Below are 12,635 nucleotides of genomic sequence, written 5' to 3' on the forward strand. Positions count from 1 at the left end.
GAACCTCGTGTCACGCGTGTTACGGCTCAATACATTGCTCGATCGCCGCTTTCAGCCAGGCGCCATATCGCTCGACGCCATGCGGGCGGAACTGAGCCGACTTGATGCCCTGTGCAAAACGCTAGGGGTCAGCGAACTCAGCCGCTTTCTCGACACCACCGCCGTTGAGCTGCAGCAAGCGGTGATCCTGATAGATGACACGCAGGTGCCCACCGCGGACACTGCCAGTGACCCAGAAACCGGTTTAGCCTACGGCATCGAAGACATGAGCTGGCAGCCGATTGCCGCCGGGATGAGCAGCCTGGAAGCGCTGGAGCAACACCTGCAACGTGAACACCAGGGAGCCAGGACCTCATCCCTGCTGGATGAGCTCGCCTACTGCCTCCGGGCCCTGAGCCCACTGGAAGCCGAGGGCGCGCAGTTTCACCTCGCCCTGACCCCGGACTGACGTCCAGCAACCATCAGTCGTCCAGCAACCCCCAGCCGCGCAACTGGTCGATACAGGCCGGCACATCCACCTCATCCAGTTGCTCTGGCGCCAGGAAGCGCCGGCCGTATTGCAGGTGCACACCGGTACTCAGAAACAGCGCCAGCAGCCGCGCGTCCAAATGCTGATCGCGCGCCATGAACAGCATGATGCGTACCGACTCAGAGAGCTTCTTGGCCTCCTTGTATGGCCGATCGGCTGCGGTCAGGGCTTCAAAGATGTCGGCGATGGCCAGCACCCTATCCTCCACCGACAACTGCTCGGCACTGAGGCGCCGTGGGTAACCGGTGCCGTCCAGCCGTTCGTGGTGCGTGGCAGCCAACTCCGGCACGCGCGCCAGCGCCTTGGGAAACGGCAGGGTCGATAGCATGATCAGCGTCTGCACTATGTGGTCGTTGATCTTGAAGCGTTCCTCCGCCGTGAGCGTGCCACGCGCGATCGACAGGTTGTACAGCTCGCCCAGGTTACTGCTATGGGCTGGCAGCTCCATATCAAAACCCCAGCGGTTGGCGGGGTCGTTCGCAGCGACCGGCGGCTTGCGCTCGCCCCAGGGCACCAGGTGTTCCGGGCGGTCCATCAGCAACTGCTCTTCGACCGGCAAGGCCGCCGCCGACACGCCGATCAATTGCTGCTGCTCATCGCCAGACAAACCCAAGCGATTGTCGAAGTAACGTAACCAGGTTTGCTTGCCAATCACCTGCAACCGCTCCCTATCTTCCTGCGCCATGAATTCACCACCGGTGTTGGCCTTGGCGACCACCGCAAACTCCTCACGCAGGCGCGCCTGCTCGGCGTCACGCGTTTGCTGCAACACCGACTCATCCTCGCCCGCGGCGCGACCTTGCCAATAGCGAATATCGGCTTCGCGCCAGAGCACTTCAAAACGGGTGCGAATTTCATGAATGCGGTTGTACAGGGTTTCCAGCTTGGTGGCCTTATCGACGACATACTCCGGGCTGGTGATCTTGCCGCAGTCGTGCAGCCAAGCCGCGGTGCGGAAGGCGTAGCGCTGCTCCTGCGTCAATGCAAAGCTGGCAAAGGGTCCTTCCTCTGCCTGCTGTGCCTGCTCCAGCAGCATTTCCGCCAGCTGCGGCACGCGATCGCAATGGCCGCCGGTATAGGGCGACTTGGCGTCGATGGCTGACGCCAGCAGCCGGATAATCGATTCCAGCAGTAACTGCTGGTCGTCGAATAGCTGCCGGGTCTCAATGGCCACTGCCAGTGTGCCGGCCAGGCTGCCAAGGAACTGGCGCAGGCTGCGCACCGCCTCATTGGTCAGCAGCGGCGAGACCTCTACCGCCAGCACCCCCTGCAGGTCGCCCTGGCGATCACGCAGAGCCAAGGTTAGGTAACGATGCTCGTCGTCCAGCTGGCTGGCCAGGCTGCGCGCCGGATCTTTTAGTCGCGCGTCGTCCAGCGGCACACTGCCCGGGTAATGCACCGGCCGGGTGTCGCCGGCGCAGCGCAACACGCCGTCATCCTCGTCATACAGATACACGGCGCCGCCCTGCCCACCGGCAATCGCGATCAGCTGTTCTAGCACCAAGTCCAGCATGCGCTCCAGATTGGTTTCTCGGCTGAGCGTCAGGGTGATGGTTTGAAAGCGGGCAATCGCCTTCGCCATGCGCGCAGTCATCTTGCTCAGGTCGTTTACCTCGCGGATGCGCGAACGCACGCCAATCGGGGCACTGAAATCGAACCCAGCGAGTTGTTCCACCTGATCGCCCAGCGACTTCAGCGGCTGGCCGAGCCGCTGTCCCAACGCCCAGCCAATAAGCAGCAGCAGCGCCGCCAGAGCAAATACCAGCCGCGCCTGGTCACGCAGCGTATCGCGCACCCCGGCCAGAAGTTCCTTGGCCGGCATGGCGATCAGAATACTGCCGGGATTGTTACCCACCTTGCGCAGCGGCAGATTCAGTACGTACCACTCCTGCCCCCCGAGCTCCACTAACTGCGGCGTGCGCGCCTCAGCGGCCATATTGTGTGCCGCCTCCAGCACTGGGACCCCCAGCTCCGGCAACGTGGCCAACTGCAGACCCTCAGCGCCGTCGGTGACGATCCGCTGCAGATCGGTGTAGGCAATCACTTTGCCGCGCTCGCCCACCAACGCGATCTCGGTACCGGGTGTGAGTCGCAGATCATTTACCTCGCCCGCCAAGTCTTGCAGTGACGCATCCAGGCCAAAGACCACACCGGCCGGATTGCGCCGCGCCATGGTCACGCCGATATTCCTGTTGGTAAAAAACAGGTAGGGCTCGGTCAACACAATATCCGAGGCAGATTCCGCCAATTGATACCAGGGCCGCGTGCGGGGGTCGAACCGGTAATCACTGACCGCCACCTCTCGCAATGCCTCACCCTGGTTGTCATACGCCAGCCAGCGACCTTGCACGTTGGCGCCAGCCAGGTGCTCTATCGACTGCACCAGATAGGCGGTACCTCGGGGCAACTGCCGCCCGCCGGCCTGCAGGCCGGACTCAACGCGGCGTAGCAGGAAGAAGTCGCCATTCGGGTACCCGGCGTACACCGCGCTGAGCGTGCGGTTGCTGCGTAGCGTCTCGATCAGGACCGGCAGGCGTTGCAACCGCTGCTCCAGCGTATTGCTCTGAGCCAAAGGGTCGTAATTCAGAATACGCAGCGCACTTTCCGCCGGCCCCAACAAGCGCTCCGAACGCTCATTCAGCAACACTCCCAGCTGCTGCGCGGCATCATTGGCCGCCGCGATCAACAAGGTACGGGAGCCCCGGTAGCCTTGCCACACGGTCAAGCTGGCCATCGCCAGCAAACAGATCACCATCGACCAAGCGATCAACCACTGCAGACTGACGCTCGACTTCGTCTTTCCCATTACGTTACCCACTCCCTGTCAACATCGAACCTAGCTGGTCTTGAGAATAGCCTAGCCAAGCCGCCTGCGAGCAGCTTCGTAAACGTCAGTCACATCGATTCGGCGCATGGCCGCTACTTCGGCTGGTGAATAGCCCAAGCACAGAGCAAGCCAACTGCCCGCGGTTTTGCCATAGTGTGGCCAGCAGACAACAGGGAGCACCCCCGATGGATCAGTTCGAACACCAGATGATCCCCACCAACAACATCGAGCTCAGCCTTTACACCCTGGGGCCCAAAAGCGGCCGACCGGTATGGCTGCTGCACGGCTTTCCGGAATGCTGGTACTCCTGGCGCCATCAGACGCAGGCATTGGCGGCACAGGGCTACCGCGTGCACATACCCGAAATGCGCGGATATGGCGCCAGCAGTGCACCCGAGGCAGTCGATCAATATGACCTGATCACTCTCTGCGCCGATATCCAGGGGGCGATGAATCACCTTGGCCACGAACAGGTGGCCATGATCGGCCACGATTGGGGCGCCCCGATCGCCTGGCACCTGGCATTACTGGAACCGGCGCGAGTCAAGGCAGTTTGCGGTATGTCGGTCCCCTTCGGCGGCCGCCCCCGGCAACCGGCGATCAACATGATGCGCGAAGCCTACAAGGATCGCTTTCACTACATCGTCTATTTCCAGCAGCCCGGCCTCGCCGAGGCCGAGATGGCCGCTGACATCCCCCGCACCATGCGCCTGATGATGCACGGATTGTCGGGCACCGACGGCGACAACTCGCTGGTGCAGGATAAACCGGCAGACTCGCGCTGGCTGGACGACTATATGGACCCCGGCACGCCGCCAGTCTGGTGCTCGGCCGAAGCCTTTGCGGTTTACGTGAAGACCTTCGAGCAGAGCGGCTTCCATGGCCCGATCAACTGGTACCGCAACTTCGAGCGCAGCTGGCAGCGCACCGAGGCGCTGGCCGGCAAACAGATTGAGCAGCCGGCACTGTTTCTGATTGGCGACCGGGACCCGGTCGGCACCCTGGAGGCCTACACCATCAAGAAAATGCCCAACGTAGTGCCCCGGGTAGAGCAACGTGTCATCGCCGATTGCGGCCACTGGATTCAGGCAGAGAAGCCGGCAGAAGTGAACGCCGAACTGCTACCCTTTCTGGCACGACACTTTCCCGCTGGCTGATATCGGAGCATCACCATGGCCCTGTGCGACCTTACTGGAAAACGTATTCTGCTGACCCAGGCCGATGCCTTCATGGGCCCTGCCCTGCAGCAAACACTGCAGCGCCACGGTGCCGAGGTGGTTGCCGACACCCGCGACTTTCTGGACCCCAAGGCGCCGGAACAGCTGGTCAACGAGGTGGGCACAATTGATGTGCTGCTGCTCAACCTGGGCGTACCCGCGCCCAGCACCCCGGCCGCGCTGGTGGAAGATGACGAGTGGGGGCTGCTGTTTCGGCATATGGTCGACCCGCTACCGCGCTTTGCCCGCGCTCTGCTACCAATGATGACCGAGCGCCAGCATGGCAAGATTATCCTGATGGGCAGCGCCTCCGCACTGCGCGGCATGAAGCGTGCTTCCAGCTACAGCGCCGCCCGCGGCGCGCAGCTGGCCTGGGTGCAAGCGGTCGGCGCTGAAGTGGCGAGCAAGGGCGTGCAGGTCAACGCTATTGCGCAGAACTTCGTCGACAATCCGACTTACTTCCCCGCCGACATACAAGCCAATCCGGCCTTTCAGGCGCGCCTGCAACGCGAGGTGCCGCTGGGCCGCCTGGTCAGCGCCGAAGAAGACGCCAGCTTCGCCGCGTACCTGTGCAGCGATGCAGCCAATTGTTTTGTCGGTCAGATATTTCCGGTTTGCGGTGGCTGGAGCCACTGACACCCCTCTTCACTCAGGATCACAGCATGCAGCAACGCGAACACATCATCAGTATCAGCTCACGCTTTTGCGGCCCTCCCAACAGTGGTAATGGTGGCTACGTTTCCGGCCTGCTAGCCAAGGCCATGGGCGTGCCCTGCCAGATCACACTGCACGCGCCGCCGCCACTGGATACCCCTCTGCAGCTATTGGCCAACGACGAGGGCGCCGAACTACGCTTGGGCGAGCAGCTACTCGGCAGCGCCAAGCCCCATGTGTTTGAGCTGAATTTACCCAGCGCGGTGGATGCGGCAACTGCGGCCCAGGCACAAGAGCGTTTTGAAGGCTTTGAACAGCACAACCTGCCGTGCTGCTTTGTCTGCGGCACCAACCGCGACCCCCTGGATGGCCTGCGCATTTTTGCCGGCCCGACCGAGCTGCGCGACGAGCAGGTTGCCGCGCTCTGGACGCCGGACGATACGCTGACTGACGAGAGCGGTATGGTGAGCAGTGAATATCTCTGGGCAGCACTCGACTGCCCCGGTTACTTCGCGGTGCGCGGCCAGGCCGGTATAGCGCTGCTCGGGCGCTTTTCTGCCCACATCGAACAACCAGTACGCGCCGGCGAACCTCTGGTGGTGGCTGGTTGGGCGTTAGGCCACGATGGCCGCAAGCATTTTGCCGGCACCGCCCTGTATAACCAGCAGGGCGAGGCCGTGGCCTGGGCGGAGGCAACCTGGATCAGCCTGCAAAAGGCCGCCGCAGCCTGAGTGCTATTCGGCGCTCAGGTAGGAAGAGCGCGTCAGCCCCAACCGCAGTGCATCGACAAAGCGGGTGCGCTCCGCGGGACTGAGCTTGGCGCCGGCCACCTTGTCACGATAGAGGGTAACCAGTTCATCCGGGGCAAAGTGCACGTAGCGCAGCATGTCCTCGATGGTGTCGTGGGTTTCGATACCGCCGTGCACCACCTTGCCATCGGGGCGCAGGTAAACATTGACCGAGTCGGTATCACCAAACAGGTTGTGCATGTCGCCGAGAATTTCCTGATAGGCACCGACCAGGAAAATCCCCAACAAGTAGTCCTCACCTTCGCGCAGCTCATGCACTGGCAGGCTATTCTCGATGCTTTGCTCATCCACGTAATGGCGGATCTTGCCATCGGAGTCGCAGGTCAGATCCTGCAGCACGGCGCGACGCAGCGGCTCTTCTTCCAGGCGGTCGAGCGGCATGATCGGCAGCACCTGATCAATCGCCCAGGTGTCGGGCAGACTCTGGAAGACCGAGAAGTTGCAAATGTACTTGTCGGCCATCTTGTCGTTCAGCTCGTCCAACACCTGACGGTGCGAACGCTGGCGCGCCTTCAGCTGGGTGTGCAAGCGGTTACACAGGGCGAAGTAGCACTGCTCGGCGAGCGCCTTTTGCGACAGCGTCAGCTTGCCCTCGGCATACTGCGCCGCGACGTCGGCCATATAGTGTGTGGCGCGCCAGTAGGTCTCGGTGACCATTTCAATATCGTGCTGGTCCTGCAGACCAACCAGGTTGCGCACCACCTGGGGCAATTCGTCCAGATTGTCGATTTCCGGCAGCACGTCGTTGTAGCGCTCTACATCGGTGACTTGCACCACCAGTACGGCGTGATGCGCGGTCATCGCCCGGCCGCTTTCGGAGAAGATGTGCGGGTGCGGCAGACCCTGCTCGTCGCAGAAGTCCTTGAGCATGCCAACCACCGTCTGCGCGTATTCCCGGACGTCATAGTTGATCGAGCTGGCATTGCGAGAATGGGTGCCATCGTAATCGACGCCCAAACCGCCACCCACGTCGATGTGATCGACCGGCAAACCCAGCGCGCGCAGCTCGCCAAAATAGCGAATCGCTTCACGAAAACCATGTTGGTAGTCCGCCAGGTTGGCGATCTGCGAGCCCATGTGAAAATGCAGCAACCGCACGCCATCCTGCAAACCAGCCGCGGTGAAGGCATCGACCACGCGCAACAGTTGCGCCGCCGACAGACCGAACTTTGACTTCTCCCCGCCAGTGTCAGCCCATTTGCTGGAGGCCAGCGACGACAAGCGCACACGCAGCCCCACCTGCGGCGTGACACCCAGCTTCTCGGCCTCCTCAATCACCAGGCGTACTTCAGACTCTTTCTCGATGACGATAAAGACCTTGTGCCCGAGCTTCTGACCAATCAACGCCAGATGAATGAACTCGCGATCCTTGTAGCCGTTACAAACAATGGTTCCGCCCTTGGGCGCCAGCGCCAGCACTGCCATCAGCTCTGGCTTGGAGCCGGCTTCAAGACCAATGGAGACGTTGTCGGTAGCGATGATGTTCTCGACCACGGTCTCCTGCTGATTGACCTTGATCGGGTAAAGCGCGGTGTAGCCGCTGTCGTATTCCAGCGCCGCAATGCTCTGATCGAAGGCGCCGGTCAGTTGCTTGACCCGCGATTGCAGAATATCGGGGAAGCGCACCAGCAACGGCAAATCCAGCCCGCTGTCACGCAGCTGGCCGACCAGCTCATGCAGATCAATACTGCCGGCCTCTGCTCCGCGCGGCATGACCTCAACGTGCCCAGCGTCACTGACGTTGAAATAGCCCGCACCCCAATGCCGAATGCCGTACACACTGCGGCTGTCCGCCACTGTCCAGGCTGATGCATCTTCCTTGCGTGAACGCCGTACTGGGCCCATGACTACCTCGCTTGCCGATTGATTGGTGCAGCCACTGAGATAAGCTGCCGAGCAAACAGTTCATTTGCCGGGCACAGCGGCCTGATCGCCACAGGATAAAGCAAAAGCGCAACGCGCGCCCGGTCACGCAGCATGCATGAGCCGGCATTTGCGCTCTGGATAAACCTTCACTTTGCTTGGGTGCCGGTTACACGCGTATTAAGGTATCGGCCATACCTGAACCGCATTCAACATCATCACGAGGAGAATTCACATGCAGCAGTATTTCAGCCTGGCGGGGCGCACCGCACTGGTAACCGGCGGCAGTCGCGGCATCGGCCGCATGATCGCGCAGGGCTATCTCGAGGCCGGCGCCAAAGTCATCATCTGCTGCCGCAAACTGGCCGAAGGCCAGCAAACTGCGCAGGAACTGAGCCAGTACGGCGAGTGCATCGCCATTGGTGCCGACCTGTCCAGCGAGGCCGGCGCCAAGCAGTTGGCTGCCGACGTTGCCGAGCACACCGACCATCTTGATATTCTGGTGAACAACGCAGGTACCAGCTGGGGCGCGCCGCTGGAAGACTTCCCGGTTTCCGGCTGGGAAAAGGTGATGCAGCTCAACGTTGTCTCGGTGTTCAGCTGCATCCAGCAGCTGTTGCCCATGCTGCGCAATAACGCCAGCGCAGAGAACCCCGCGCGCGTCATCAACATCGGCTCGGTAGCCGGCATCAGCTCCTTTGGTGAAGAAGCCTACTCCTACGGCCCCAGCAAGGCGGCAGTGCATCAGCTCTCGCGCAATCTGGCGCGTGAACTGGTGAGCCAGCACATCAACGTCAACGTGATCGCGCCCGGACGTTTCCCCAGCAAGATGACCCAGCACATTCACCAAGACGCTGCCGCGATGGCGGAAGATTGCCAGCATATCCCGATGAAGCGCTGGGGCCGCGAAGAAGAGATGTCGGCGCTCGCCATCATGCTCGCCAGCGCCGGCGGCGCGTACATGACCGGCAACGTCATCCCGATCGACGGTGGCTTCACCCTCTAACGCTGCAATCACTCATTTGCCGGCAACGCGAACTCGATGCCGGCATCTCGCCGCCATTCACTTTCGCTGCAGCATCGCACCAAACCACCCCGGCACCAGCCAAAGCTACCAGCAATCTCGGCAACAGCCGCTCCTGCACAAGCCCTCCCTGCCATCGCCAAGCGCGCAAGCCCATCAGCTGACGCACAACTATGGTGCAAGAACGCTTTACCAACCTGTTCCACTTCGGCGCAAAAAAATAATTTTGCACCAGCATCCTGCAAGCAATGCGCTTTTTTGCGCCCTGCAAAAACCACAACCAAGCTATTCACTGGAACTTTTCCGGCCTCCCCGCAATCCCTTTAATGGCAAGGGCTGAACGCCGAAACAACAAATAAAACACCTCAAATATGACGCCAATATTTAACAGCTATAAATATTTGATGCGCAAAAATATTGGCCTGTAAGCGGCATTGTCAGCGGGTTGAGATAATTTTCCGGATATGTTTATTATGGAAAAAGAATTCAAGCATAAACATTCAGGGACTTACCTTTGGCTTCCATAAACGCGACACTCCGCCAGCCCACCGCTGCGGACGGCTTTGCTCTGAATCAGCTGGTTGCACGTTGTCAGCCGCTGGATACCAACTCGGTCTACTGCAATTTATTGCAGTGTGCGGATTTCGCGGACACCGCGATCGCTGCCGAGACAGATGATGGTGATTTGGTCGGATTCATATCCGGCTATCGCCCCCCGGCCCGCCCCGACACCTTGTTCGTGTGGCAGGTCGCCGTAGACAGCCGCATGCGCGGTCAGGGTCTGGCGCTGAAGATGCTGCTCGCTTTGGTCGAGCGCACTCGCGCCGCTGGCGTCACCCGATTGGAGACGACCATATCCCCTGGCAACGACGCATCAGAGGCGCTGTTCAAAAAAGCCTTCCGCCTGTTGGGCGCTGAATACACCACTGAAGTGCTGTTCTCTCGCGAGACGCATTTCAACGGACAGCACGACGACGAAGTTATCTACCGTGCTGGACCCTTTACTCAATCAACTACTCAATCAGCTCACGCTTGAGACCAGGAGAAATCATGAACAATTTCGAACAGTTCGAGAAAAACGAATCCGACATTCGCAGCTATTGCCGCTCGTTCCCGGTCATCTTCAACCAGGCGCAGGGCGCGGAGCTGGTCACCACCGAAGGCAAGCGCTACATCGACTTTCTGGCCGGTGCCGGCACGCTGAATTACGGGCACAACCACCCCGTACTGAAAAAAGCATTGATTCAGTACCTGGAAGAGGACGGCATCACCCATGGCCTGGATATGTACTCGGCTGCCAAGGAACGTTTTCTGGAGACCTTCAACCGGGTCATCCTTGAGCCCCGTGGCTTCGCCAACTACAAAATCCAGTTCAGCGGCCCGACCGGTGCCAATGCGGTAGAAGCCGCACTCAAGCTGGCCCGCAAGGTGACTGGTCGCAGCAACATCATCAGCTTCACCAACGGCTTCCATGGCTGCACCATCGGTGCGCTGGCGGCCACCGGTAACGGTCATCACCGTGGCGCTGCTGGCGTGCCGCTGACCGATGTCAGCCGTATGCCTTACGCCAACTACTTTGGCGACAACGTCAATACCATCTCGATGATGGATAAGCTGCTGAGCGACCCGAGCAGCGGCATCGACAAGCCCGCAGCGGTTATCGTTGAGGTCGTGCAGGGTGAAGGCGGCCTGAACGCTGCTTCAGCGGAGTGGATGCGCAAGCTTGAGAAGCTCTGCCGCAAGCATGAAATGCTGCTGATCGCCGACGACATCCAGGCAGGTTGTGGCCGCACCGGTACTTTCTTCAGCTTTGAAGAAATGGGTATCAAGCCGGACATCATCACTATGTCCAAGTCATTGAGCGGCTTTGGTCTGCCCTTTGCCATCGTGATCATGCGCAACGAGCTGGACCAGTGGGAGCCAGGTGAGCACAACGGTACTTTCCGTGGCAACAACCACGCCTTTGTCACCGCCGCCGCCGCGCTGGAACACTTCTGGACCAACGATGAGTTCGCGAAGAGCGTGCAAGCCAAGGGCAAGCTGATCAAGGAACGCATGCAGAAGATCGCTCGCAAGCATGGCCCCGACTCCCTGTTCGTCAAAGGTCGCGGCATGATGGTCGGCATCAGCTGCCCCAATGGCGAGATTGCTTCCGCCATCTGTAAAGAAGCCTTTGCCAACGGCTTGGTTATCGAAACGAGCGGTAATCACAGCCAGGTCGTCAAATGCCTGTGCCCACTGACCATTACCGACGAGCAGATCGACAAGGCCCTGACTATTCTGGACGCGGCCTTTGCCAAGGTCATGGCTGAAGACATCGCCAACCAGGCTTCCTGAAGCTTGGCGTCCTGTCCCGATTATCCGCAGAGGAAAAAGAAAATATGATCGTACGTACACTGGAAGAATGTGAAAACTCGGAACGTCGTGTTACCACCGAGACGTGGGAAAGCACCCGCATGCTGCTCAAGGACGACAACATGGGCTTCTCGTTTCACATCACCACCATCTACGCCAACAAGGAAACCCACATCCACTACAAGAACCATCTTGAGTCGGTGTACTGCATGAGTGGGAACGGCGAGATCGAAACACTGTCGGACGGGAAGGTATATCAGATTCGTCCCGGCACGCTGTACATTCTGGACAAGCACGACGACCATATGCTGCGCGGTGGCACCGAAGACATGAAAATGGCTTGCGTGTTCAACCCACCGATCAGCGGTCGCGAAGTACACGACAAGGACGGCGTATACCCCGTAGATAACACCTAACGAGGTAATGTAGAGGAGGAATTATGACGGTAGCAGCTGACGTATATCCATCACGACAGCTCAACCAACAACCCCGCTGGCTCGATCGCCTGGACCCGATAATTCACGGAGATCCATCGAACGATGCCCCGCTCACGGCAGACCAGATGGCACGTTTTGAACGTGATGGTTTTCTGGTCTTGCCAGAGTTGTTTAATCAGGATGAGGTCGCGGTTTTCCGCAACGAAGTAAACCGCCTGCGTAACGACAAAGAGGTGCTCGAACAGCCCTCGGCGATACGCGAACCGGATAGCGGTGCACTACGCTCGCTATTCGCCATCCACCGCAGCAACAATCTGTTCAAGCGTATTGCCAGCGATGAAAGAATCGCCAGCATCGCCAGCTACATAGTCGGCGGTGATGTGTATGTACATCAGTCGCGCATGAACCTGAAGCCTGGCTTCAAGGGCAAGGAGTTCTACTGGCACTCCGACTTTGAGACCTGGCATGTGGAAGACGGCCTGCCCCGCATGCGCGCGGTGAGCTGCTCGATTCTGCTGACCGACAACACGCCCTACAACGGGCCACTGATGCTGATTCCCGGATCGCACCGCCACTATATAAGCTGCACCGGCGACACTCCGGACAATCACTATCAGCGCTCACTGCGCAAGCAGGAACTGGGCGTACCGGATGACAGCAGCCTGAACGATATGGTTGCCGAAGGCGGGATAGAAGCGGTGACTGGCAAGGCCGGTACAGTAGTACTGTTTGATTGCAATACGCTGCATGGCTCGAACAGCAACATCACGCCGAGTCCGCGCAGCAATCTGTTTTACGTCTACAACCATGTAGACAACCAACCGGTCGCGCCCTACGGCGAATTAACACCCAGACCGGACTTTGTCGCAGAACGCGGCCCGGTAGAACCGCTGCAGATTGCACCGCAGCACTACCGATAA

At 59.9% G+C, this 12,635-nt stretch carries 12 protein-coding genes; 9 read left to right on the top strand and 3 right to left on the bottom strand.

Annotated elements, in window-relative coordinates; genetic code table 11:
• Positions 1-7 precede the first annotated feature (7 nt).
• A complete protein-coding gene (locus tag BLU26_RS06405) occupies positions 8-448 on the top strand; it encodes a hypothetical protein (protein ID WP_157719313.1) in 441 nt (146 codons plus the stop codon).
• Positions 449-461: 13 nt separating this feature from the next.
• Here the strand turns inward: BLU26_RS06405 and BLU26_RS06410 are convergent, their stop codons facing one another.
• Positions 462-3,335, bottom strand: a complete 2,874-nt coding sequence (locus BLU26_RS06410) for an HD domain-containing phosphohydrolase (RefSeq protein WP_092284938.1) — start codon at positions 3,333-3,335, stop codon at positions 462-464.
• A 206-nt stretch (positions 3,336-3,541) separates the two neighbouring features.
• On the opposite strand from BLU26_RS06410, the gene BLU26_RS06415 reads away from it, so the two are divergent.
• From BLU26_RS06415 to BLU26_RS06425, 3 genes are read left to right on the top strand one after another with little or no spacing between them, the layout of a single operon-like run.
• On the top strand, positions 3,542-4,513 hold the full coding sequence (locus BLU26_RS06415) for an alpha/beta fold hydrolase (protein ID WP_092284940.1): 972 nt from the start codon (positions 3,542-3,544) through the stop codon (positions 4,511-4,513).
• Between the two features lie 15 nt (positions 4,514-4,528).
• On the top strand, positions 4,529-5,209 hold the full coding sequence (locus BLU26_RS06420) for an SDR family NAD(P)-dependent oxidoreductase (RefSeq protein ID WP_092284942.1): 681 nt from the start codon (positions 4,529-4,531) through the stop codon (positions 5,207-5,209).
• 26 nt (positions 5,210-5,235) lie between these two features.
• On the top strand, positions 5,236-5,958 hold the full coding sequence (locus tag BLU26_RS06425) for a hotdog fold domain-containing protein (RefSeq protein WP_092284944.1): 723 nt from the start codon (positions 5,236-5,238) through the stop codon (positions 5,956-5,958).
• 3 nt (positions 5,959-5,961) lie between these two features.
• Here the strand turns inward: BLU26_RS06425 and speA are convergent, their stop codons facing one another.
• Positions 5,962-7,881 carry an arginine decarboxylase gene (gene speA / locus BLU26_RS06430; RefSeq protein WP_092284946.1) on the bottom strand — a complete coding sequence of 640 codons (1,920 nt, stop codon included), beginning with the start codon at positions 7,879-7,881 and terminating at the stop codon, positions 5,962-5,964.
• A gap of 253 nt (positions 7,882-8,134) precedes the next feature.
• Between speA and BLU26_RS06435 the strand changes: the two genes are divergently transcribed.
• Positions 8,135-8,905, top strand: coding sequence for an SDR family oxidoreductase (locus BLU26_RS06435; protein ID WP_092284948.1), 771 nt, complete (start codon positions 8,135-8,137; stop codon positions 8,903-8,905).
• 8 nt (positions 8,906-8,913) lie between these two features.
• Here BLU26_RS06435 and BLU26_RS18560 read toward each other — a convergent pair whose 3' ends face one another.
• Entirely contained in the window at positions 8,914-9,216 is a 303-nt protein-coding gene (locus BLU26_RS18560) for a hypothetical protein (protein ID WP_157719315.1), read from the bottom strand.
• 221 nt (positions 9,217-9,437) lie between these two features.
• On the opposite strand from BLU26_RS18560, the gene ectA reads away from it, so the two are divergent.
• The 4 genes from ectA to thpD are packed head-to-tail and all read left to right on the top strand — an operon-like array spanning position 9,438 to position 12,635.
• Entirely contained in the window at positions 9,438-9,959 is a 522-nt protein-coding gene (gene ectA, locus BLU26_RS06440) for a diaminobutyrate acetyltransferase (protein ID WP_092284950.1), read from the top strand.
• A gap of 14 nt (positions 9,960-9,973) precedes the next feature.
• Positions 9,974-11,260 carry a diaminobutyrate--2-oxoglutarate transaminase gene (gene ectB, locus BLU26_RS06445; RefSeq protein ID WP_092284952.1) on the top strand — a complete coding sequence of 429 codons (1,287 nt, stop codon included), beginning with the start codon at positions 9,974-9,976 and terminating at the stop codon, positions 11,258-11,260.
• Between the two features lie 44 nt (positions 11,261-11,304).
• Positions 11,305-11,694 carry an ectoine synthase gene (locus BLU26_RS06450; protein WP_092284954.1) on the top strand — a complete coding sequence of 130 codons (390 nt, stop codon included), beginning with the start codon at positions 11,305-11,307 and terminating at the stop codon, positions 11,692-11,694.
• 23 nt (positions 11,695-11,717) lie between these two features.
• Positions 11,718-12,635 carry an ectoine hydroxylase gene (gene thpD / locus BLU26_RS06455; protein WP_092284956.1) on the top strand — a complete coding sequence of 306 codons (918 nt, stop codon included), beginning with the start codon at positions 11,718-11,720 and terminating at the stop codon, positions 12,633-12,635.

It is taken from the genome of Halopseudomonas sabulinigri (assembly GCF_900105255.1).
In the GTDB taxonomy this organism is placed as follows: Bacteria; Pseudomonadota; Gammaproteobacteria; order Pseudomonadales; family Pseudomonadaceae; genus Halopseudomonas; species Halopseudomonas sabulinigri.

Excerpts from the sequence above, each read along its gene's own strand:
- BLU26_RS06410 (WP_092284938.1), bottom strand. The coding sequence starts at position 3,335 with ATGGGAAAGACGAAGTCGAGCGTCAGTCTGCAGTGGTTGATCGCTTGG.
- BLU26_RS06415 (WP_092284940.1), top strand. The coding sequence starts at position 3,542 with ATGGATCAGTTCGAACACCAGATGATCCCCACCAACAACATCGAGCTC.
- BLU26_RS06420 (WP_092284942.1), top strand. The coding sequence starts at position 4,529 with ATGGCCCTGTGCGACCTTACTGGAAAACGTATTCTGCTGACCCAGGCC.
- BLU26_RS06425 (WP_092284944.1), top strand. The coding sequence starts at position 5,236 with ATGCAGCAACGCGAACACATCATCAGTATCAGCTCACGCTTTTGCGGC.
- speA (WP_092284946.1), bottom strand. The coding sequence starts at position 7,881 with ATGGGCCCAGTACGGCGTTCACGCAAGGAAGATGCATCAGCCTGGACA.
- BLU26_RS06435 (WP_092284948.1), top strand. The coding sequence starts at position 8,135 with ATGCAGCAGTATTTCAGCCTGGCGGGGCGCACCGCACTGGTAACCGGC.
- ectB (WP_092284952.1), top strand. The coding sequence starts at position 9,974 with ATGAACAATTTCGAACAGTTCGAGAAAAACGAATCCGACATTCGCAGC.
- BLU26_RS06450 (WP_092284954.1), top strand. The coding sequence starts at position 11,305 with ATGATCGTACGTACACTGGAAGAATGTGAAAACTCGGAACGTCGTGTT.
- thpD (WP_092284956.1), top strand. The coding sequence starts at position 11,718 with ATGACGGTAGCAGCTGACGTATATCCATCACGACAGCTCAACCAACAA.